At 65.9% G+C, this 22,214-nt stretch carries 19 protein-coding genes; 8 read left to right on the forward strand and 11 right to left on the reverse strand.

The annotated features are described in order from the left end of the window. Positions 1–39: 39 nt before the first annotated feature. Together DEF76_RS07075 and DEF76_RS07080 are read left to right on the forward strand one after the other, a co-directional pair. A complete protein-coding gene (locus DEF76_RS07075) occupies positions 40–915 on the forward strand; it encodes an isocitrate lyase/PEP mutase family protein (RefSeq protein ID WP_114913734.1) in 876 nt (291 codons plus the stop codon). Further along, positions 912–1,664, forward strand: coding sequence for an SDR family oxidoreductase (locus tag DEF76_RS07080; protein WP_114911730.1), 753 nt, complete (start codon positions 912–914; stop codon positions 1,662–1,664). The genes DEF76_RS07075 and DEF76_RS07080 overlap by 4 nt, the downstream gene beginning before the upstream one ends. A gap of 158 nt (positions 1,665–1,822) precedes the next feature. On the opposite strand, the gene DEF76_RS07085 is transcribed toward DEF76_RS07080, so the two are convergent. Continuing rightward, a complete protein-coding gene (locus DEF76_RS07085; protein ID WP_114911731.1) occupies positions 1,823–3,085 on the reverse strand; it encodes an ammonium transporter in 1,263 nt (420 codons plus the stop codon). 149 nt (positions 3,086–3,234) lie between these two features. Between DEF76_RS07085 and DEF76_RS07090 the strand changes: the two genes are divergently transcribed. After that, positions 3,235–4,037 (forward strand): IS5 family transposase gene (locus DEF76_RS07090; protein WP_408842723.1). Its coding sequence is split into 2 segments (ribosomal slippage): positions 3,235–3,562 and positions 3,562–4,037, totalling 804 coding nucleotides; the frame shifts between segments, so codons are not numbered across the junction. 57 nt (positions 4,038–4,094) lie between these two features. On the opposite strand, the gene gltB is transcribed toward DEF76_RS07090, so the two are convergent. From gltB to DEF76_RS07110, 4 genes are all read right to left on the reverse strand, one after another. Further along, entirely contained in the window at positions 4,095–8,624 is a 4,530-nt protein-coding gene (gltB, locus tag DEF76_RS07095) for a glutamate synthase large subunit (RefSeq protein WP_114911733.1), read from the reverse strand. A gap of 10 nt (positions 8,625–8,634) precedes the next feature. Further along, on the reverse strand, positions 8,635–9,147 hold the full coding sequence (locus DEF76_RS07100; protein ID WP_162800522.1) for a DUF2059 domain-containing protein: 513 nt from the start codon (positions 9,145–9,147) through the stop codon (positions 8,635–8,637). Further along, positions 9,147–10,583: an NAD(P)-dependent oxidoreductase gene (locus tag DEF76_RS07105; RefSeq protein ID WP_114911735.1), complete on the reverse strand. Its 1,437-nt coding sequence runs from the start codon at positions 10,581–10,583 to the stop codon at positions 9,147–9,149. The genes DEF76_RS07100 and DEF76_RS07105 overlap by 1 nt, the downstream gene beginning before the upstream one ends. 191 nt (positions 10,584–10,774) lie before the next feature. Beyond that, the gene (locus DEF76_RS07110) at positions 10,775–11,725 is read right to left on the reverse strand and encodes a complex I NDUFA9 subunit family protein (RefSeq protein WP_114911736.1); all 951 of its coding nucleotides are present in this window, start codon (positions 11,723–11,725) and stop codon (positions 10,775–10,777) included. Positions 11,726–11,975: 250 nt separating this feature from the next. Here DEF76_RS07110 and DEF76_RS07115 point away from each other — a divergent pair, with 250 nt between their 5' ends. After that, positions 11,976–12,581, forward strand: a complete 606-nt coding sequence (locus tag DEF76_RS07115) for a hypothetical protein (protein WP_162800523.1) — start codon at positions 11,976–11,978, stop codon at positions 12,579–12,581. A 14-nt stretch (positions 12,582–12,595) separates the two neighbouring features. Here DEF76_RS07115 and DEF76_RS07120 read toward each other — a convergent pair whose 3' ends face one another. The 4 genes from DEF76_RS07120 to DEF76_RS07135 form a co-directional block, all read right to left on the reverse strand. Further along, positions 12,596–14,020, reverse strand: coding sequence for a PDC sensor domain-containing protein (locus DEF76_RS07120; protein WP_162800524.1), 1,425 nt, complete (start codon positions 14,018–14,020; stop codon positions 12,596–12,598). Positions 14,021–14,156: 136 nt separating this feature from the next. Further along, a complete protein-coding gene (locus tag DEF76_RS07125; protein ID WP_114911739.1) occupies positions 14,157–14,468 on the reverse strand; it encodes a hypothetical protein in 312 nt (103 codons plus the stop codon). Continuing rightward, the gene (gene msrP, locus DEF76_RS07130; RefSeq protein ID WP_114911740.1) at positions 14,465–15,394 is read right to left on the reverse strand and encodes a protein-methionine-sulfoxide reductase catalytic subunit MsrP; all 930 of its coding nucleotides are present in this window, start codon (positions 15,392–15,394) and stop codon (positions 14,465–14,467) included. Before msrP ends, DEF76_RS07125 begins: the two co-directional genes overlap by 4 nt. 204 nt (positions 15,395–15,598) lie before the next feature. Then, complete coding sequence (locus tag DEF76_RS07135; protein ID WP_114911741.1) at positions 15,599–16,351, reverse strand: SDR family oxidoreductase; 753 nt, start codon at positions 16,349–16,351, stop codon at positions 15,599–15,601. Between the two features lie 36 nt (positions 16,352–16,387). On the opposite strand from DEF76_RS07135, the gene DEF76_RS07140 reads away from it, so the two are divergent. The 4 genes from DEF76_RS07140 to mtnA all read left to right on the forward strand — a co-directional run bounded on the left by DEF76_RS07140 (position 16,388) and on the right by mtnA (position 20,545). Then, on the forward strand, positions 16,388–18,358 hold the full coding sequence (locus tag DEF76_RS07140) for a tetratricopeptide repeat-containing sulfotransferase family protein (protein ID WP_162800525.1): 1,971 nt from the start codon (positions 16,388–16,390) through the stop codon (positions 18,356–18,358). 162 nt (positions 18,359–18,520) lie between these two features. Next, a complete protein-coding gene (locus tag DEF76_RS07145) occupies positions 18,521–18,946 on the forward strand; it encodes a DUF983 domain-containing protein (protein WP_240319132.1) in 426 nt (141 codons plus the stop codon). A 30-nt stretch (positions 18,947–18,976) separates the two neighbouring features. After that, on the forward strand, positions 18,977–19,453 hold the full coding sequence (locus DEF76_RS07150) for a UPF0262 family protein (protein WP_114911743.1): 477 nt from the start codon (positions 18,977–18,979) through the stop codon (positions 19,451–19,453). A 9-nt stretch (positions 19,454–19,462) separates the two neighbouring features. Then, entirely contained in the window at positions 19,463–20,545 is a 1,083-nt protein-coding gene (mtnA, locus tag DEF76_RS07155; protein ID WP_114911744.1) for an S-methyl-5-thioribose-1-phosphate isomerase, read from the forward strand. A gap of 18 nt (positions 20,546–20,563) precedes the next feature. Here the strand turns inward: mtnA and DEF76_RS07160 are convergent, their stop codons facing one another. Together DEF76_RS07160 and DEF76_RS07165 are read right to left on the reverse strand one after the other, a co-directional pair. After that, entirely contained in the window at positions 20,564–21,727 is a 1,164-nt protein-coding gene (locus DEF76_RS07160; RefSeq protein WP_162800526.1) for an acyl-CoA dehydrogenase family protein, read from the reverse strand. Positions 21,728–21,760: 33 nt separating this feature from the next. Beyond that, positions 21,761–22,186 carry a GFA family protein gene (locus DEF76_RS07165; RefSeq protein ID WP_114911746.1) on the reverse strand — a complete coding sequence of 142 codons (426 nt, stop codon included), beginning with the start codon at positions 22,184–22,186 and terminating at the stop codon, positions 21,761–21,763. Positions 22,187–22,214 lie beyond the last annotated feature (28 nt).

The raw sequence follows: 22,214 nt of genomic DNA on the forward strand, positions 1-22,214 counted from the left end.
GGCGGGACGCGAAACCCTGGGTCGGAGAGGAAACCCATGATGTCCGCCGGCCAAAAACTCCGCGCCTTGCTCGCATCCCCTGGTCTGCTCACGCTGCCCGGCGTTTACGATGGCATTTCCGCGCGGCTCGCTGAAAAGGCGGGGTTTTCCGCCCTTTACATGACCGGCTACGGCGTTGCCGCCTCCGCGTTTGGCCTCCCCGATGCCGGCCTGGTTTCGGGCAGCGAGATGCTCGATCGCGTGCGCATGCTGGCTGGCGCGGTTTCGCTGCCGTTCATCGCCGATGGCGATACCGGCTATGGCGGTTTGCTCAATGTCGATCGCACCGTGCGCCAGTATGCGCGGGCGGGGGCGGCGGGGATTCAGATCGAGGATCAGGAATTTCCCAAAAAATGCGGCCACACGCCGCATCGCCGGGTGGTTGCCGCCGCCGATGCCGAACGAAGGGTGCGCGTGGCCGCCAGCGCTCGCCCCGATCGCGATTTCCTCATCGTCGCCCGCACCGATGCCGCCGGCGTTTTGGGGCTCGACGAAGCGCTCCGGCGCGGCGAGCGGTTTCTCGAAGCCGGCGCCGATATCCTGTTCATCGAGAGCCCGGAAAGCCTCGAGGATCTCCGCCGCATCGGCGAGACCTTCCGCGGCGCCCATCTGCTTGCCAATCTGGTCGAAGGTGGGCGGACGCCGGTGCTCGCCGCCGCCGACTTGCAGGGGCTTGGCTTCAAGATCGCGCTTTATCCCGCGACCGGGTTCCTCGCCGCCGCTCTGGCCGTGGCCGGCGCCTATCGCACGCTTGCCGAAACCGGGTCGAGCCAGGGGGTGGCGCTTTATCCCTTCGCCGCGATGAATGCCCTGATGGGGTTCCCGGCGGTGTATGATTTCGAAAAAACCTGGATCGAGACGGAGGATAAACGATGAGCGGCAAGGATCGGGTCGCCTTGGTGACGGGGGCGGGGAGCGGCGTCGGCCGGGCTTCGGCGCGGGCGCTGGCGGAAGCCGGCTTCGTCGTGGCGCTCGCCGGGCGCCGGCGCGCGGCGCTCGAGGAGACAAAGGCGCTGCTCCCGCCCGGGCGCGGCCTTGTGATCGAAGCCGATGTCGCCGATCCGGCCTCGGTTTCGGCGTTGTTTGCGACGATCGGGCGGGAATGCGGCCGGCTCGATCTTTTGTTCAACAATGCCGGGATCAATGCCCCCGGCGTGCTGCTCGAGGATCTCGCCTACGAGGATTGGGCGAAGGTGGTCGCGATCAACCTCACCGGGGCGTTTCTCTGCGCCCAGGCGGCGTTTCGCATGATGAAGGCGCAGAGCCCGCAAGGCGGCCGGATCATCAATAACGGCTCGATTTCGGCGCACGCGCCGCGCCCCAACTCGGTCGCCTATACGTCAACCAAGCACGCGATCACCGGGCTCACCAAATCCCTCTCGCTCGACGGCCGCAAATACGACATCGCCTGCGGCCAGATCGATATCGGCAATGCCGAGACCGAAATGGCGGCGCGCATGAAGCACGGCGTCATCCAGGCCGATGGCCGCATCGCCGCCGAGCCGCTGATGGATGTCGAGAACGTTGCCCGTTCGGTCGCGTTCATGGCGAGCCTGTCGCTCGACGCCAATATTCAGTTCGTGACCGTGATGGCGACCAAGATGCCGTTCCTCGGGCGCGGCTGAAATCCATCAAGAGGTCGCCCGGCCGCCCGCGCGACGGAGGAAATCTCCACCCAGATCGCGGCCATGCAGGACGAGACCAAGACCGCCGTCACAACGTTGCGCGGTGTGAGCGATCGATAACGGCGGCGGCGATCCGATGCCGAGCGGGCGATCGAGGGTCAGAAAACCTGCTCGCCGTGAAGCGCGATATCGAGCCCCTCGCGCTCCTGGTCGCGGGTGACACGGAGGCCGAGGACGAGATCGGTGATCTTCAACAGCACCCAGCTCGCAGCACCCGACCAGATGATGGTTGCGAGGACCGCGATCGCCTGGACACGGAGCAGCGGCAGGCCGCCGGCATAGCCGCCGATGGCGCTGTCCGGCGATGCGCTGAGCGGTGCGAAAGCGAACCAGCCGGTGGCGAGGGTGCCGATGATGCCGCCGACGCCGTGGACACCGAACGCGTCAAGACTGTCATCATAGCGGAGCGCTGCCTTGAGGCTGGTCGCGCTCCAGAAACACGCCGTCCCGGCGACCAAGCCGATGCCGAGCGCGGGGCCAGGAAGCACGAAACCGGCCGCCGGGGTGATCGCGACGAGCCCCGCCACCGCCCCCGAAATCGCGCCGAGAACCGAGGGTTTGCCGCGTAGAAGCCATTCGCAGAAGATCCAGCTCAAGGTGCCGGCGGCGGCGGCGATCTGGGTCACCAGCACCGCAAGGCCGGCGCGCGCGTTGGCCCCGAACGCGCCGCCGGAATTGAAACCCATCCAGCCCACCCAAAGCAGCGAGGCGCCGATCACCGCATAGCTCAGATTCCACGGCGCCATGTTTTCCTGCCCATACCCGATGCGTCGGCCGAGCATCAGCGCGCAGACCAGGCCGGAAATGCCGCAATTGATTTCCACCACCGTGCCGCCAGCAAAATCCGCGACCCCGAGGCGGGCAAGCCACCCGGTCGGCGCCCAAACCCAATGCGCGAGCGGGGCATAGACCACCAGCGACCAGAGCGCGAAAAACATGAGTAGCGCTGAAAATTTCATCCGATCGGCGCAGCTTCCGGTCACCACCGCCGGGGTGATGATGGCAAACGCCATCTGGAACATCAGAAATACCGTTTCGGGAATGGTCATCGGCTGCGCGGCGTCGGTTCCGGCGCCAAGCGTGAACGGCTTGTCCCAGGTCTCGGCGAGTCCGTTGAGGAACAGCCGCGAGAAATCACCGAGCCAAGCATTGCCGTTGGTGAAGGCCAGCGAATAGCCGGCGATCATCCAAAGGACGGTCATCGCGGCGCACAAGGTGAAGGATTGCATCATGATCGCCAGCACGTTCTTCTTGCGGACCATGCCGGCATAAAAGAGGGCGAGACCGGGCACGGTCATCAGGAGCACGAGCACAGTGCTGACCAGAACCCAGGCGACATCACCTGGAACGACGTGCTGCACGAGACGTTTCCTTTGGCGTCGAAGAGGGATGAAAGCGCTTGGCGCTCTGTTCAAAAAAGCGCGCCAGCCCTGGCGGAGACCGGCGCGCTCTCTTTAGAGCCCCTTTCAAAACCGCTTGTACCTTGATTCAATTTGATTCATGAAGGGGCATGCCCGCGCCCCAACTCTCCGACAGCCTGTGGTCGATCCTCGAGCCCTTGCTCCCTCCGCCGCGCCCGCGGCCAAAGGGTGGCCGGCCGCCGATCTCGGCACGCGCCGCGCTGACGGGCATTCTGTTTGTGCTACGCAGCGGCATTCCCTGGGAGATGTTGCCTCGCGAGATGGGCTGCGGCTCTGGGGTAACCTGCTGGCGGCGCCTGCGCGACTGGCAAGCGGCCGGCGTCTGGGAGCGGTTGCACCGCGAGTTGCTGCGCCGCTTGCAAGACGCCAACCGCATCGACTGGAGCCGGGCCGCGCTGGACAGTTCCTCCATCGCGGCAAAAAAGGGGGTGCCGCGACCGGGCCGAACCCGACCGATCGGGGCCGTCCCGGCACGAAACGCCACCTCGTCACGGACCGTCACGGTATCCCGCTCACGTTCGCCCTGACCGGGGCCAATGTGCATGACAGCGTGCCCTTCGAGCAGATGCTCGATGCGATCCCAGCGATCCGCGGCAAGCGCGGCCGGCCGCGGCGCAGGCCGAGAAAGCTGCACGCGGACAAGGCCTATGATCATCGCCGCTGCCGCCGCGCCTGCCGGCAGCGAGGCATCACGCCGCGCATCGCCCGGCGCGGCGTCGAGACCAGCGAGCGTCTCGGCCGCTATCGCTGGGTCATCGAACGCACCTTCGCCTGGCTCAATCGCTTCCGGCGTCTCACCATCCGCTACGAGCGGCGCATCGATATCCACAGCGCGTTTACAAGCATCGCTTGCTCCCTCATCGCCCTCCGGGCTCTGGAGGGAAGGTTTTGAAAGGGACTCTTAATGGGCGGCGACCGCGTTGTCTAATGCCGCTTCACGGGCCGCAGCTCAGGCGCGTTCCGCCATCTCCGCGGTGAGCGGGGCTGACAGGTATTTCACGTAATCCTTCGGCACCACCTGCCAGAAATGCGGCAGCGCGCGGTCCCAATCGTGGAGGATCATGGCGGCGTAGCGGCTCGCGGTTTCCTCGACATGGCGGGCAATCAGGGCGCGCAATTCGGCTTCCCAATGGCCGGTCGTAACGCGCTGCCACGACAACGTCTCAGGATTGAGCCGCTTTTCGAACAATGCCGCCGGGTCATAGACGAACGCCATGCCGCCGGTGAACCCGGCGCCGAAATTATCGCCAACCGCGCCGAGAATGACCACCGTGCCGCCGGTCATATATTCGCAGCCATTGGCGCCGCAGCCCTCGACCACCGCGATCGCGCCGGAATTGCGCACCGCGAAACGCTCGCCCGCCTGGCCGGCCGCGAACAAGGCGCCGGCGGTCGCGCCATAGAGCACGGTATTGCCGATGATGGTGTTGTCGGGGCTGTGCAATGTCGAAGACGGCGCCGGGCGCACGACGATCGTCGCCCCGGAAAGCCCCTTGCCGACATAGTCGTTGGCGTCGCCGAAGACTTCGAGTTTCAACCCGCGCACCGCGAACGCGCCGAGCGATTGGCCGGCCGAGCCGCGCAGACGCACCGTGACGTGATCGGGCTGCAACTGCGCGCGGCCGAGCTTGCGGACGATCTTCGAGGAGAATTTGGTGCCGACGGCGCGATGGGTGTTGCGGATCGTGTATTGCAACTGCATCTTCTCGCCGTGCTCGAAAAACGCCGCGGCGTCGGCGATCATCTGTGCGTCCAGCGTCTCCGGCACCTCGTTCCGCCCGCTCACCGTGCAATAGCGCGCATAGGGGCCGGGATCGGCTTGCACCAAAAGCGGGTTGAGATCGAGATCATCGAGAATTTCGGCGCCGCGGCTGACCTGATGCAGCATGTCGGTGCGGCCGATGACTTCGGCGAGCGAGCGCACGCCGAGGGATGCGAGAATGCCGCGCACATCCTCGGCGATGAAGGAGAACAGGTTGATCACCTTCTCCGGCGAGCCTTCGAACTTGGCGCGCAGCGCTTCATCCTGCGTGCAGACGCCGACCGGGCAGGTATTGGAATGGCATTGCCGCACCATGATGCAGCCCATGGCGATGAGCGAGGTGGTGCCGATGCCGAATTCCTCCGCCCCCAGCATCGCCGCGATCACCACGTCGCGCCCGGTCTTGATGCCGCCATCGGTGCGCAGCTTCACGCGATGGCGCAAGCGGTTGAGCATCAGAACCTGATGCGTCTCCGAAAGCCCCATCTCCCACGGCAGCCCGGCATATTTGATCGAGCTTTGCGGACTCGCGCCGGTGCCGCCGGCATGACCCGAGATCAGGATCGCATCCGCTTTCGCTTTCGCGACCCCGGCGGCGATGGTGCCGATGCCGCTTCGCGCGACGAGCTTGACGCAAACCGTGGCGTCCGGGTTGATCTGCTTCAGATCATAGATGAGCTGCGCCAGATCCTCGATCGAATAGATATCGTGATGCGGCGGCGGGCTGATCAGCATGACGCCCGGCGTCGAATGGCGGAGTTTCGCGATCAGTTCCGTCACCTTGAAGCCAGGCAATTGTCCGCCCTCGCCGGGTTTGGCGCCTTGCGCCACTTTGATCTCGATCTCGCGGCAATTATTGAGATATTCGGCGGTGACACCGAATCTCCCTGAGGCGATCTGCTTGATCGCGGACGAGGCATTGTCACCGTTCGGGCGTGGCATGGCGCGATTCGGGTCCTCGCCGCCTTCGCCCGAATCGGAGCGCGCGCCGATCCTGTTCATCGCGATCGAGAGCGTCTCATGCGCCTCCGGGCTCAGGGCGCCGAGCGAAATCCCTGGTGCCAGCAGGCGCTTTCTGATCTCCGTGATGCTTTCCACCTCGTCGATCGCAATCGGCGTGCGGCCGGCGCGGAAATCGAGGAGATCGCGAAGGGCGATCGGCGGCATCTTGCGCACCATCTCGGCATAGCGGCGATAGGTGGTGTAGCTGTCGGTCGCGACCGCGGTTTGCAGCGTGTGGATCAGACCAGCCTCGAACCCATGCACCTCGCCGCGGCGGCGGAGCTTATAAAGCCCGCCGATCGGCAGCGTGCCCGCCTCGCCCTGCCACGCGCTCTTGTGCAGATCGAGAACCCGGCGGGCGATGCCGGCGAGCCCGATCCCGGAAATGCGCGATGGCATACCGGGAAAGAATTCCGCGACCAGAGCACGCGAAAGGCCGATCGCTTCGAAATTATAGCCGCCGCGATAGGATGAGATCACCGCGATGCCCATTTTCGACATCACTTTCAGCAATCCCTTATCGACTGCTTTCTTATAGCGCTGGACAGCGGTTTTAAGCGACATGTCACCGAACAAGCCGCGCCGCTGGCGGTCCGCGATCGCTTCCTGCGCGAGATAGGCGTTGACCGTCGTCGCGCCGACGCCGATGAGCACGGCGAAATAATGCACGTCATGGCATTCGCCGGCGCGGACATTGAGCGACGTGAAGGTGCGCAAACTTTGGCGCACGAGATGGGTGTGAACCGCGCCGGTCGCCAAGATCATCGGGATCGGCGCTCGCGCCTCAGACTGCGCCTCATCGGTCAGAATGACATGGGTCGCACCGGCGCGGACACCTTCCTCGGCTTCGCTGCGGATGCGATCGAGCGCGGCGCGAAGACCAGCCTCACCATCGCTCACCGGAAACGTGGCATCGACGATGACGGCCGAGGTCCCCATATAGGCCGCCATCGCCTGGAATTCGGCGTTCGAAAGCACCGGGCTTTCGAGCTGCAGGAGATCGCACTGGCTGGCATCCTCGTCGAGCACATTGCCGAGATTGCCGAGCCGGGTCTTGAGCGACATCACCCGGGTTTCGCGCAGACTGTCGATCGGCGGGTTGGTCACCTGGCTGAAGGCTTGGCGGAAAAAATGATGAAGGCCACGATAGCGCTCCGACAGCACCGCGATCGGGGTGTCATCACCCATCGAGCCGATGGCCTCGTTCGCCTCCTCGACCATCGGATGGAGGATCAGTTCGAGGTCTTCGAGCGACACCCCAACCGCGATCTGCCGGCGCCGCAGCGCCTCGCCGGTGAAGGCCACCGGTTCCGTTGCATCGGCGCGAACGATATGGTCGATTTCGCGAATATGCTTGACCCAGGCGCCAAAATTCTGGCGCGCAGCGAGCCGGTCCTTCAATTCGGCATCGCCATAGAAACGCGCGTGATCGAGATCGACCGCGATGGTCTGGCCGGGGCCGACGCGACCCTTTTCGACGATCTCGACCTCGTCGAGCTTCACCATGCCGGTCTCCGAGCCGACGATGAGGAGATGATCGCGGGTGATGGTGTAACGCAGCGGGCGCAAGCCGTTGCGGTCGAGCCCGGCGATCACCCAGCGCCCATCGGTCGCGGTCACCGCCGCCGGGCCATCCCACGGTTCCATCACCGCGTTGCAATAGAGAAACATGTCGCGATGCGCTTTGGGCATCGTCGCGTCCTGGCCGATGCTCGCCGGGATCATCAGCGCTTTCGCCATCGGCGCGTCACGCCCGGCATGGACGAGAAGTTCGAAGACGTTATCAAGGATCGCGGTGTCCGAGCCGCCGGCCTGCACGACCGGCTTGATGTCGTCGAGATAGGGATCGAGCGCACCGGCCGCGAGCCGCGTCTCATGGCTTTTCATCCAGTTGACGTTGCCGGCGAGCGTGTTGATTTCGCCGTTATGGGCGAGCATGCGAAATGGCTGCGCCAGCCGCCAGGTCGGGAAGGTGTTGGTCGAATAGCGCTGATGATAGATCGCGAAACGCGAGACGAAGCGCGGATCGAGAAGATCGGGATAGAAATCGGTCAGACTCTCGGCAAGGAACATGCCCTTGTAGATGATCGAGCGGGCCGAGAGGGAGCAGAAATAGAGTTCGGGAATCTGCGCCTGCTGCGCGAGTTTCTCGATCCGGCGGCGAATGACGAAGAGGTCGCGCTCGAAGGTCGCGGGGTCGGCATCGCGGGCGTTGCCGATCATGATCTGCTCGATCTCGGGCCGGGTCGCGTTCGCTTTCTCACCGATGCAATCGACATTGATCGGCACTTGCCGCCAGCCATAGATGGCATAGCCGAAGGCGAGGATTTCGCTTTCCACGATTTCGCGACAGCGCTCCTGCGCCGAGAGATCGGTTTTCGGAAGGAACACCTGCCCGACCGCGATCGGCCCGGGATAGCGCAGTGTGTCGCCGCCGCGCTCGACCGCCTCGATGAAGAAATCCTGCGGAATTTCGATATGGATGCCGGCGCCGTCACCGGTCTTGCCGTCGGCGTCCACCGCGCCGCGGTGCCAGACGGCGCGCAAGGCATCGATCCCGGCCTGGACGACGTCGCGCCGCTTTTTGCCGTCGAGGGCACAGACCAGCCCGACGCCGCAGGCATCGTGCTCTTGCGCGGGGGCATAGGTTTCGCCGAGCCGGGCGGCATTTTCCGCGAAACTGCGGAGGAAATCGGCGGCGCTTTCGTCACTCATGGCGTGCTCCTCAGACCCTGATGCCGCGTTTGCGCAGTTCGTCGGCGTGTTTCTGGACGGCGTCGCGGGCGATTTTCTGGCCCCAAATCATGCCCGCCTGGATGCTTTTGCCGGTGATCGCCGGCGTTGCCGCGAGCAGATGCTGCCCGGCCGGGGTTTGGTAGAAAGCGGTGACGGCGCGGAGATCAGCGGCGCTGAGGGCGCCGGCCCAAATCATCGCGATCTGGTGCTTGAGATCGGGGAGGCCGGCGCGAAATTCCGGCATCAGGAGAGTATCGACGATCTTGCCGGCTTCATCGACCGAGGGCGCGCCGGCAGCGGTGAGGATGGTGATCAGGCGCTCGCGCATCAAGGCCAACACCGGCGCCATCGTCGCTTCCGAGGCGGTGAGGTCGGCGAGCGCCGTGGCCTCGCGCATGGCGGCCTCATCGGCGCCGGCCGGGCGCGGGGCGATGGCGGCGAGCATGAGGGCGAGGACGGCGGCGCGCCTCAGCGCGGCCCGCAGCGGGGGAGGGGAGGGCATCATTCCGCCGCCTCGCGTGCCGGCGCCTGCGCTTCGAGCCAGGCATGCATCCGCGAAGCCGCATCCCGCCCGTCGCGGATCGCCCAAACGACGAGGCTGGCGCCGCGCACGATATCGCCGGCGGCGAAGACGCCGGGGAGAGACGTCATGAAGTCACGCGGCTGGATACGGAGCGTGCCGTGGCGGGTGACTTCGAGACCAGGCTCGCCGAACGCCGCCGGGATGGGTTCGGGATCGAAGCCGAGCGCCTTGATCACGAGATCGGCGGGGACGGTGAAATGGCTGCCCGTCACCGGCTCGACCGACTGCCGCCCGGAGGCATCGGGGAGGCCGAGCCGCATGCGGGTCGCGCGCACCCCGCTCACCCCGTCGTCACCAAGGAACGCTTCCGGCGCCGAGAGCCAGAGGAATTCCACGCCCTCCTCCTCGGCGTTTTTCACCTCCCGGAGAGAGCCCGGCATGTTGGCGCGATCGCGGCGATAGAGGCATTGCACCGAGCGCGCACCCTGGCGAACCGCGGTGCGCACGCAATCCATCGCGGTATCGCCGCCACCGATGACGACGACGCGCTTGCCGGCGGCATTCAGGGTGCCAGAGTCGAAATCCGGCACGGCGTCACCAAGACCTTTGCGGTTGGCGGTGATGAGATAGTCGAGCGCGGGCACGATGCCAGGCAGGCCGGCGCCGGGGCCGCCGATCTCGCGTGGTTGATAGACCCCGGTTGCGATCAGGATCGCGGCATGGCGGGCGCGGAGATCGGCGAAGGCGAGATCGCGCCCGATCGCGACATTGGTATGGAACTGAATGCCCGCCGCTTCCAAGAGCCGCCAACGCCGGAGTACGATCTCCTTTTCGAGCTTGAAATTGGGGATGCCATAGATCATCAGCCCGCCGACCCGATCATGGCGATCATAGACATGAACGCCGTAGCCCCGGGCGCGGAGTTCCTCGGCCGCCGCGAGCCCGGCCGGGCCGGCGCCGATGATGCCGACCGAGAGGCCGCGTTCACGCGCCGGCCGGCGCGGCGCAACCCAGCCCTCGGCGAAGGCGGTATCGGTGATGTAGCGCTCGACGGCGCCGATGGTGACGCTTTCGAAGCCTTTCTCGATGACGCAATTGCCCTCGCAGAGCCGATCCTGCGGGCAGATGCGGCCGCAAATCTCAGGAAAATTATTGGTGGCGCTGGAGAGCGCGTAGGCTTCCTCGAGCCGGCCCTCGGCGGTGAGTTTCAGCCAGTCGGGAATATTGTTGTGGAGCGGGCAATGCACCGAACAGAACGGCACGCCGCATTGGCTGCAGCGACTCGCCTGCGCCGCCGCCGCCTTCTGGTCGAAACGCGCGTAGATCTCCTCGAAATCGCTGCGCCGGGCCGAAATGTCACGCTTATCCGGCATCTGTTGCGACAGATGGACGAATTTCAGCATGCGTTCGGGCATTCCCCACTCCCTGGTTGCGAAAACCGCGCAGCGTCACGTCGGTGTTCCGCTCTATAAACCAGGCGAGGCTAGGATGCGAGAGGAAAAAGCGCCAAAACGTCCGGATTGGTGATTATTTTGCCAAGTTTCCTTCAGTGCGCGCCAAGTCCGCAGGACCTCCGCAGCGAAATAGGGGTCATATCGGACCTAATTTACACACTCGCCAGCATTATGTGTCCCCCGCCCCGGCGGTAAAGGCGAAGATACTCCGGAACCACCAGCTCGACCGGGGTTGGCGTGATCCCAAGCGTCGCCAAATCCGGGGCGCCTGGTGCGACGACATTGTCGCGTGCCAGCAAAAGCAGCTGATCGCGGGTGAGCGGCTTTCCTGGCAAATGCTCGGCGAGTGCCGCGCCGAGCGCAACCAGCGCCATCGGCAGCGAGACCAGTTTCCGCCGCCGGCCGGTCGCTTTCAGCACATAAGCAACGAGTTCGCGGAACTGCCAGACCCGCGGCCCGCCGAGCTCATAAATGCCACCGGCGGCGTCCGGATTTTCGAGCGCGACCATGATCGCATCGGCGACATCGCCGACATAGACCGGCTGCATCCGGGTCTCACCGGCGATCACCGGCATGACCGGCGAGAGCTGCGCGATCCGGCCGAGGCGGTTGAAGAATTCGTCCTCCGGCCCAAACACGACCGAGGGGCGAAGAATGGTCGCGGTCGGGAAGGCGGCGCGCACCCTTGCCTCCCCCTCGCCCTTGGTCGCGGCGTAGCGGCTCCGGCTCGCGGGATCGGCGCCGATCGCCGAGACGTGGACGAGGCCGCGCACGCCAGCGGCGCGCGCGAGCGTTGCCACCCGCTCCGCGCCCTCGGCATGGGCGCGCGCGAAATCGCCCGCCCGGCGCTCGGCGAGCAGGCCGACCAGATTGACCACCATGTCCGCGCCCTCGACCGCGCGGGCGACGGATTTTTCGTCATCGAGCGGCGCATAGAGCGGCACGATCTGCCCGACCGCGCCCATCGGCTTCAAAAACAGCGCCTTGTCGGGGTCGCGACTGCCAATCCGTACCACCACGCCGCGTTGCGCCAGACGCTTGACCACGTAGCGGCCAATGAACCCGGCGCCGCCGAACACTGTCGCAACCTTACGCGTCGTCATGCTAGCTTCTCCCCCTCACGCGCCATCGCCTTGATCCTTTCCGAGCCGACCACGGATAAGCCCGTTTCACGGACCCCCTTGCACATAGAGGCAAGCCTCGAATCGGGCAAATCTTTGCCGCGCCGAGACGGGCGCGCTTTCGCCTTTGGCGCTTGTTCTTGGGTTTTCTCTACAACTCAAAGCGGCAGACGCGTATAATTTTTGCTCCAAGGGTCCGCGCGGGCCGATGACGGCAAGGAATTTCAGCGCCATGAGAGCGTATCATGTAAACGGATGGTGGCGCGGTCTCGCAGTGGCGCCGTTGCTCTCCCTGCTCGCCTGCAATCCGGCCACCACGCCGGCGCCGCCGCAAACCGAGCCGGCCCCGCTGCCCGTCCCGCCGGCGCCGCCGGCGAAGAGCCAGGCGACGAAGCCACGCCCGCCCCTCGATGCCGCCTGGTCGTTCGAAGTCAGTGATGGCGCCTGCCGCGCCAGAGCGAGCGCCGGCGCGGCGATGGTCAGTCTCGATGTCGCCGATGACGGCACGCTCGTGATCGATGCCGCGCCTGGCGCCGATATCGCCGCCTATCTCCGCGCCGCCCGCCGCCAACCGCCTTTGCTCAAGGTGGTTGCGGAGGGCGAAAGCTGGCAATGGCGCTTACACGCGACGCCGGCGCACCAGTTCGAGATCCGGCTCGCCCCAAGCAAGGCGGCGCTGGCGCAGAGTCTCCTCATGCTACGCGGCAGCAGCGTCACGATGAGCGTCACCTCGGCGCAGGAGCAGACGCTGCATCTCCCACCGGCGGGGAGCCCTGGCGCGGCCTGGTTTGCTTGCGCGAAAACCCGGATGCAATCCGCCGCCGGCGATGGCTCCTGACCGCTGGCGCGGCCTCACGCCGCCATTTTGCTACTCTCACCGCCCTTCGTCGGGATCGGGCCGGCGTGGGCCGCGGTGTGCTCTTCGTCGACCCGCACCGGCGCCACCGGCGCCGGGCGGGCGATGCCCCAGAATCCGCCTTCCGGTCCATATTGCGGCTGACCACTCAGCGAAAGCCGCAGCACCCGCCCTTCACCGAGCAGGAAATCGACTTCGAGATCGGTGAACGGGGTGCCCTGCCGCACCGCGGTGACAAGCCGTTCCCACGCCTCCGGCAGCTCGCCCATGTGACCGGCGATTTTCGCGAAATCCTGTTCCGACGTCAGCCCGTTCGGACCATACACACGGTCTTCGATGCATTTCGGGATATTGCCGCCGACACCGCTTACCCGGCCATCGCGGGTGAGAAACCAGAACCAGACCGCGGGCGAGGGATCGAACGCGGCGAGATGGCGCTCGCGCTCCTCGGCGGCGCGCAATTCCGGTGCGGCCAGCGCCTGCAAATGCCGCCGTTCCATCCTGCGGCCGAACAGAAAGGCGGCGAGGATTGCACACCCGATGCCGAGGGCGGCGTTCACGGCATTGCGGAGCAGGCGATGGCCGTCCGCGGCAGACATCGCGGCGACGTAATCTTCGGTCGCCGACCAGGTGAGCGCCGAATGCGGCAGCACGATCTTTCCTTCGACGATGGTCGCGACGCCGAACGCTCGGAAAGCGCGTTGCAGGAAAGCGAGGGCTGCCCGCATCGGCGGCGGCGCCGGGGCGGGTGCTGGCGTCTCGAGAACGATCCGCGTGTCACCCTCACCGAGCGTGACCGAGAGCCCGGCGAACCGACCGGACGGGGTCAGAAGGCGGCGAAGCGCGGCCTCGCCGAGAAACGTGCCGATGATCCCCTTCACCCCCGAGGGATCGACCAGCCGCCGATAGAGAACGACCCCGCGCGCGCCGCTGCGAAATTTATCCGCCGACTCGCCCAAAGGGTCGCGTGTCACATCCGAAATCGCCGCCGCATCATCGGCGGCCGCATTGCCGAGCGCCTGATGGAACCAGGGCTCGGCGGCAATGGAGGTGCGGTCGCCGGCGAGCAGGCCGGTCGCGGCGACGAGGTGGCCAGCGGCGTCGAAGAGAAACAGCCCCTGGGTGAGATCGGCCTCGCTTTCGAGGCGCAGCATGCGTGTGGTCAGTGCGAGCCGGTCCGGCTTGCGGAGATCGTCATCATGGAAAGCCGCGAAAAGATGGTCCGCGCGGATGGCGGCGGTCGCGAGGCGCGCTGCGGTAACGTCCTGGAAGATTTTGATATCGGCAAGCGAAACCTGTCTTAAAACACCAATCTCGGCCATCATCCAGGCGGCGATCGCGGCGACCACCAAAAGCCCGGTCACGCCACCAATCACCCAACTGCGAGTCCGCGCCTTACGACGCGACGTTTGGGCTAACATGTAAGCGCCTCCATGTCCCTCACGGGGCTCAGCTTCGATGGTTGGAGGCTGGTCTCAAATGGTTAAAGATTCTCTAACGCAAACATAACACAAAATTATTGCGCGCAGGGCGATTGACGGCCGCCAAACCGGCCTTTCAGCGCGGGTGATGGCGGGAGCGGCGGGTTTGCGCGGTGCTGTGCAGCGTCAGCGCGGCGCCGCCGAAAACGATGCCGATGGTAGCCGGAAGCAGCCAAGCCGGGCGTAGCAGGAGCGGCAACGCGACATCCACCCAGACCCAGGGCGGCAGGTAATTGGCGATTACGCCATGAATATGCCCGGGCAAGAGCGGGTCGATCAGGGCGAGCACCGCGGCCAGCGACGTGTCCGGCGGGATCGTGATCGCGAGCGCGAAGGCCGCGATGAAAAATCCGACCGCGATGATCGTGCAGGGACGCAAGACATTCACATGAAAAGTGGTTCTGTCATGCGATCAGCATACAACGAAGCGACGAAGGCGCCATAGCCATTATAGATCTGGGTTGGCACGCGCTCATTGCTGCCGAGCAGGCGCTCGCTGGCCTGGCTCCAGCGGGGATGCGCGACATTGGGGTTGACATTGGCCCAGAACCCGTATTCGCGCGGCTGAATGCTTTGCCAAAACACCGCCGGGCGTTTGTCGGAAAGCGTGATCTTGACCAGCGATTTCGCGGATTTGAAGCCGTATTTCCACGGCACCACGAGGCGGATCGGGCCGCCATTCTGAGGCGGCAGCGGCTTTCCGTAGAGGCCGGTCGCGACGAAGGCGAGGTCGTTTTCAGCCTCGTCGATCGTCAGCCCCTCGACATAGGGCCAGGGATACCAGGGTTGGCTGAGACCGGGCATCACTTTCGGGAGCATAGCGGTCTGAAATACGACATATTTCGCCGAACCGAGCGGCTCGACAGCCGCGAGCAGGCGGCGCAGCGGAAACCCTGTCCAGGGCACCGTCATGGCCCAGGCTTCGACGCAACGATGGCGATAAATCCGTTCTTCCTGCGGCATTTTGTTCAGAATGTCGTCGATCGCGAAGGTCTGTGGTTTGGCGACCATGCCATCCACCGCGATCGTCCAGGGCCGCAGCGGCAGGCTCTTGGCGTCCTCCCAGAGATCCTTATCGTCGCTGAACTCGTAGTAATTATTGTACGTCTCGGCGTCCTTTTCGGCGGTCAGGGCGCGGCCCGGGGGAAAACGCGGGTCGGGGGTCAAGGGGGGCGGGGTGTCGGCGCGGGCGGCGGGGCTCGCGAGGCCAAGGGCTGCGGCGCCCGCGATCAGGTGCCGCCGGCCGAGGGCCAAGGCCTCCGGTGTCACGGCCCGTTCGGGGAGTTCCCAGCCACGCGGATTGTGGATCAGCATCTGCCTTCTCCTGCTGAAAATGTTTCGCCTGCCTGCGGGATGTGGGCTTTGCCGAAAGTTTGTCACCGGTATGGCGACGAACGTGAACGAAAATATAACCCCTCCAACAAGCCCTTCCAGGCTTTCGCGCCAAGAAAGCGGGAGAAAGTCTTTTTGCTTCTTTTTCTTCAGAAAAAGAAGCTTTTTCTATGATCGCACCAAGCGTCACCCTGCGGCGCGGGTGCGGGCGGCGACATAGCCGCGATTCCAGGTCGGGGTGATCAAAACCTCGTTGAGACAGACCGACGCCGGCAGACAGGCGACATAGCGGATGAGATCGGCACAATCTTCAGCCTTGAGCATCCGCGCCCGCTCCTCGGCGCTCACCGGCACCGGGCGGCGGTCGAGAATCGGGGTTGCGACCTCGCCCGGGCAGATCACCGTGGAACGGATGCCATGCACGCATTCCTCCATGTTGAGACTATGGCTCATCGCCACCACCGCATGTTTGGCGGCGGAATAAGCGGGACCACTGAGCAGGCTCACGAAGCGCCCGGCGAAGGAGGCGGTGTGGATCAGGAGCCCGTCTTTCTGCGCCCGCATCATCGGCAGCACCGCGATGACGCAGTAGAAGGCGGCGTGGAGATTGGCGCCGAACACCTCGTCAGCGCCGGCGGCGGAGAGTTCCGCCCAGGCGCGGCGAAGCACGTTGAGCCCGGCATTGTTGACAAGAATATCGAGCCGGCCAAAGCGTTTGGCGATGGCGGCGGCGATCGCCGGCGCGGTCGCGGGGTCGGCGAGATCGCCGGCCTCGAGGCTGGCGCCGGGAATGTCGGCGGCCACCGCTTCCAGGCTTTCGCGCCGCCGCCCGCTGAGGACGACATGCGCTCCCTCCGCGGCCAGCGCCCGCGCGGCGGCTGCGCCGATGCCACTGCCGGCGCCGGTGATCCAAGCGATTTTTCCTTCCAAGCGAGCCATCGCATCCTCCCTCACGGTAATGATTTCTTAGGAGCGGTGAGGATAGAACCCGCGACGATGCAGGCCAACCGCAAACAACGCCGGGCCCATGCGCACGACGTCGCCGCCGGTATGTCGGGACGGGCGGCGGCGGGCGATCCTGCCGGTATCGCACATGAGGCGGCGCGCCGGCTCGCCGCGGGGGATGCGGCGGCGGCGGCGGCGGTGCTTGCGCGTGGCGTCAAGCGCTTTCCGACCCACCCCGAACTCGGTAACAATTACGCCAATGCGCTTGCCGGGCTTGGCCGCTTGGCCGAGGCGGCCGCCATTTTCGAGAGGGTGCTGGCATTGCGCCCGGCCTTTCCCGAGGCGCTGAACAATTATGGCAGTGTCCTCGAAAAACTCGGCCGGCTCGATGACGCGGCGGCGCGGTTCCGCGCGGCGATCGCGCTCGCGCCTGGTCTCAATGTTGCGCATAATAATCTCGCGGGCGTTTTGAAGGCGCTCGGCGATGTGGCGGGCGCGGAGGCGAGCTATCGCCGCGCGATCGCCCTTGATCCCAGCGCCGCGAGCCCGCTGTTCAATTTCGGCACCTTCCTGATCGAGCAGCACCGCGAGGTGGAGGCGGTTTCCTGCCTTGAGCGGGTGCGCGTGAGCAACCCGGACAATATCCCGCTATTGAACAATCTCGGCGTCGCGCTCAAGACCCTCGGGCGTTTTGCGGAGGCCGAGCGCTATCTCTGCCGCGCCCTCAGCCTCGCCCCGGACTACGCCGATACCCATCACAATCTCGGCACCCTCCGCCATGCCGAGGGGGCTCTCGCGGCGGCGCGAGATTGTTATCACCGCGCTCTCGCTCTCCGCCCGGACATGGCCAACACGTGGTGCAATCTCGGCAGCACGCTGGCGGCGCTCGGCGATCTCGAGGGCGGGCGGGCGGCGCTTCGCCGGGCGATCGCGCTCTCGCCGTTCGTTCCCGTCTATCATCGCTATCTCGCCGATATCATCACCTTCACGCCGGGTGACGCTGATGAGCGGGCGCTCGCCGGGCTCGCCGCGCGGCTTGCCGCGTTTCCGCCGGAGCAGCGGCTCGATGCGCATTTCGCGCTGGCCAAGGCGGCGAGCGATTGCCGCCGCCACGATGTCGCGATGACCCATTACCTCGCCGGCAATGGCTTGAAGCGCAGCCTCATCACCTATGACGAAACCGCCGAACTCGCGGCGTTAGCGGCGATTCCCGAACGGTTTCCCGCGCCCTTGGTGCGCGCGGGTGGCGGCGATCCCGATCCGCTGCCGATCTTCATCGTCGGTATGCCGCGCTCGGGGACGACCCTGGTCGAGCAGGTGCTGGCGAGTTTGCCTGGCGTTCATGGCGGCGACGAGATGGATGCGCTCGACAAGACCCTGGCCCGCTTCCCGGCGCCCGAGACGCTGGATGAGGCAGGATTTCGGGCGTTGGCGGCGGATTATCTCGCTCGCATCCGGGCGCTGGCCCCCGGGATGCGGCGCATCACCAACAAGGTGCCGCTCAATTTCCGCCATCTCGGCCTGCTCCATCGCGCATTGCCGGCGGCGAAATTCGTGCATGTCTTTCGTGATCCGCGCGATACCTGTGTTTCGTGCTTTACCAAACTGTTCAGCGGCGCGCTTGATTTCACCTATGATCTTGGCGAGCTCGGCCGCTATTACCGCGCCTATGAACAGGTGATGGCGCATTGGCGGGCGGTGTTGCCGGCGGAGACGCTGCTCGATCTTCGCTATGAGGATTTCGTCGCCGATCTCGCCGCCCAAGCGCGCCGGCTGGTCGCGTTTTGCGGCCTCCCTTGGGACGAGATCTGTCTTCGCTTTTTTGAAACCGACCGCACCGTGCGCACGGCGAGTGTTGCCCAGGTGCGCCGGCCGCTGTTTTCGTCCTCCATCGGCCGCTGGCGGGTCTATGGCGCGGCGCTCGCCCCGCTCGAGGCGGCGCTTGGCCTCCCACCCACCGAGGATGCGGCCGCGACTCCGGCGCTTGCGGCGGCGGGATAGCTTTCCCCCTCCGCACCCCTGCCATGCGCGGCCCCGCGAAGGCTTGCCGGGGCGAACGCGCGCGATCATAGTGCATTGCAACAAACCGGTGCGCTGCGTCGATGGGTTTCGCCCGCGCGGCCGCTTGCGCCGGTGCGCCGCCCCTTGCGAAGGAGAGCCCCGGTGCCGGAACACCCGCTGCCGCGCCATTGGCAGCCGAAAACCACTGAGACATCTGGCCGCTGGCCGCTGCCGCCGCTGCTGGTCGCCCTCGCGCGGGGGCTCAAGGGACATTGCCCGGTCTGTGGCCAGAGCCACATCTTCAACGGTTATCTGCGCGTGGTGAAGCAGTGCCAGAATTGTGCCGCGCCGCTCGGCGAGGTGCGCTCAGACGATATGCCACCTTATTTCACCATCGTCATCGTCGGCCATCTCGTCATTCCCGGCATGCTGATCCTCGAGCAGACCGAGGCGCCGCCGCTTTGGGTGCATATCGCGATCTGGGTGCCGCTCACCCTGGCGCTGACGCTCACTCTGCTCCGCCCGGTCAAGGGCGCGACGCTCGGGCTGATGCTCAGTCTCGGGCTGATGAAGGAGGGCGGCTCATGAGGCCACCCGGCCGGGGCTAGCCATCGGGCCATGGCGTCAGAGGGGCAAAATCGTCTGGAACGCGTGGTGTTGACCGGCGAGGCGCTGAGCCGGCTGTCGCCGCTTCTCGAAGCCGATCGCGCGCAAGCGGTGCATGATCTGGAAGCGGACAGCCATTTCTCGCTCCCCGGCCGCGAGGGGCCGTTTCACCTCCATCTCTCCATCCAGGAAGGGCGCCTGGTGTTCGATATCCGCCGCCAGGATGACACGCCAGAGGCCGTCCATGTGCTCGCGCTCGGCCCGTTCCGCGGGTTGATCAAGGATTACCACCTTCTGGTCGAGAGCTATCACCTCGCGATCGCCGAGGGTCGCGAGGCGCGTATCCAGGCGATCGACATGGGACGGCGGGGCCTCCATAACGAAGGCGCGAGCTTGATGCGCGAGCGGCTGGCGAGCAAGGCCGAGATTGATTTCGAAACCGCGCGGCGGCTGTTCACCCTGGTTTGCGTGCTGCATCAACGGAGCTGACAGGTCCCGATGAAGATCGATGGCACCCCTTATCGCGCGATTTGGCTCGACCAGGATGGCTGGTCGGTGCGCATCATCGATCAGACCAAACTGCCATGGTCGTTCGAGATCCTGCGTCTCACGACGCTCGAGGAGGCGGCGCACGCGATCCGCGCCATGCTGGTCCGCGGCGCGCCGCTGATCGGGGCGGCGGCGGCCTATGGGCTCTGTCTCGGCCTTCGCGCCGATCCTGGGACGGCGACGCTGGCGCGCGGCGCCGAGCTCCTGATGGCCACCCGCCCGACCGCCGTCAATCTCGCTTGGGCGATCGAGCGCATGCGGGTGCGGCTCGAAAACCTGCCGCCCGACCGCCGCGTCGCCGCCGCTTATGCCGAAGCCGCGGCGATCGCCGAGGAGGATGTCGCGTGCAATGCGGCGATCGGCCGCGGCGGGCTCGAATTGATCGTCCATGCCGCCGCCGGCAGGCGGGTCAATATTCTGACGCATTGCAATGCCGGCTGGCTCGCGACCGTCGATTGGGGCACGGCACTCGCGCCGATCTACATGGCGCATGACCATGGCGTCGATGTCCATGTCTATGTCGACGAGACACGGCCGCGCAACCAGGGGGCGGCGCTGACCGCCTGGGAACTCGGCAAGCATGGCGTTGCGCATACCTTGATCGCCGATAATGCCGGCGGCCACCTGATGCAGCGCGGCAAGGTCGATCTGGTGATCGTCGGCGCCGACCGGGTGACGCGCGCCGGCGATGTCGCCAACAAGATCGGCACCTACCTCAAAGCGCTGGCGGCGCGGGATGCCGGTGTGCCGTTCTGGGTCGCCGTCCCCTCCAGCACCATCGATTGGACGATCCGCGACGGGATCGCCGCGATCCCGATCGAGGAGCGGGCGGCAAGCGAGGTGACGATGGTCACCGGCCGTGCTCTCGATGGCAGCATCGCGACGGTGCGCCTCTGCCCCAAGGAGACCCCGGCCGCTAATCCCGCCTTCGACGTCACGCCGGCGCGGCTGGTGAGCGGCTTCATCACCGAGCGCGGCCGCTGTGCCGCGAGCGAGGGCGGGCTGTTATCCCTGTTCCCCGAACACAAATAACCCCGAGCGGGGGGAATCTCAGGCGAACGTCAGATCGGGCGGCAGGCCGAGGAGATGGCGGCCGACGGTCTCGAAATGGTTGCTCCGCGCCTGCACCTGCTGGGAAACCGCGAAACTGTCGCGAAACCGCCGCTCGAACGGCGAGCCATCGAAAATCGCGTTCACGCCGGCGGCATGATAGAGGGCGACGGTGACCTCGCGCGCCTCGGCGAGGGCATGCGAGGCAGAAGCGCGGATCGTCATGCGTTGATCGAGGCCGAGGCCGCCGGTCGCGACGATTTCCGCCATGCCATCCTCGAGGCTCGCCGCAATGAAGCTGCGCGCGGCCTCGATGCGGGCATGCAGCCGGCCGGTTTCGCCCTGGACGCTGGCGCTTTCGGCGAGCCGGGCTTGGCCTTCGCGCGGGGTTTTCTTGACCGCGAGCGCGAGGAAATCCGCCATCATCGCCTGCGCGAGGCCAAGGGCGACGGAGGCGAAGCCGCACGCATAGATGTGGTTGGTGTTGAAGCGATAGAGCGGCGCCGGGTGGAGGATTTCGGCGTTCACGTCGCGCGAGAGGGTGAGATGGTCGGGGACGAAGAGATCACTGACCTCATAGCTGTCGCTGCCGGTGCCACGGAGACCGATGACGTGCCAGTTATCCTCGATCCGCGCCAGCTCACGCGGAAACAGCATGGTGCGCTCGATGAGAGCGCCGGTTTCGTCGCGGGCGGCGCCGCCATCGGGCAGGATGACGCGGCAATGTCCGCCGAGCCAGGTTGCGTGCCGGCTGCCACTCGCGAAACCCCATTTGCCGTTGACGCGGTAGCCGCCGGCGACCTTCTCCGCTTTTCCGGCTGCCCCCGCCCCCCAGGCGAGCACCGCGCGCGGCGGCCCGAACACCTCCCGCGCCGCACCAGGGGCGAGATAGCCGGCCGAGAGCGAGCAGCCGGCGGTCTGGCAGACGCACCAGGCGGTCGCGGCGTCGGCGCGGGCGAGGGTCTCGATGACCCGCACGAATTCCGCCGGCGCCAGCTCCGCGCCTTCGAGGGTTTTGGGCAGCAGGAGACGAAACAGCCCCGCCTCATGCAGCGCATCGACGAGATCTGCGGGCAATTCCCGCTCACGCTCGATCCGCCCCGCCGCCGCCGCGATCATCGGCGCCAACCGCCGCGCCGCCGCCATTTCCCGCCTCTCGTCCATGCGCATTTTCTGCGTAACGTCCGGCTGTCTACTTCACTCTGGCAGCATCGTGCCCGAGCCGCCGAATTCGGCCGGGAAATCGGCGAATTTCGGCAGGCCGTCATGAAGATGCAGCACCGTCTCGCTGTAATTGACATGCAGCGCCGGCTGGTAGTCGAGGCTTGGGATCGTTGCCGAGAAGACATCGACGAGGCCGAGCGGCGGATGGTTGGTCATCAGATGCCCGCCGCAGAGCGCGCAGAATTTGCGCTCGCTCATCGGCGTCTTGGCGAAGGTCGCGAGATGTTCCTCACCCTTGGTGACCTTGACCGCCTCTGGCTTCCACAGGCTGAAGGCATTCACCGGCCCCCCCGACCAGGAGCGGCAGGAGCGGCAATGGCAATAGCCCATGCCTTCGGGCTCGCCAGTGACTTCGATCGCGATGGCGCCGCAGAAACAAGCGCCCTGATGCGTCGGCATGGTTCGTCTCCTCCGGTTTTTCTCCCCC

It is taken from the genome of Acidibrevibacterium fodinaquatile (genome assembly GCF_003352165.1).
Classification (GTDB): Bacteria; Pseudomonadota; Alphaproteobacteria; order Acetobacterales; family Acetobacteraceae; genus Acidibrevibacterium; species Acidibrevibacterium fodinaquatile.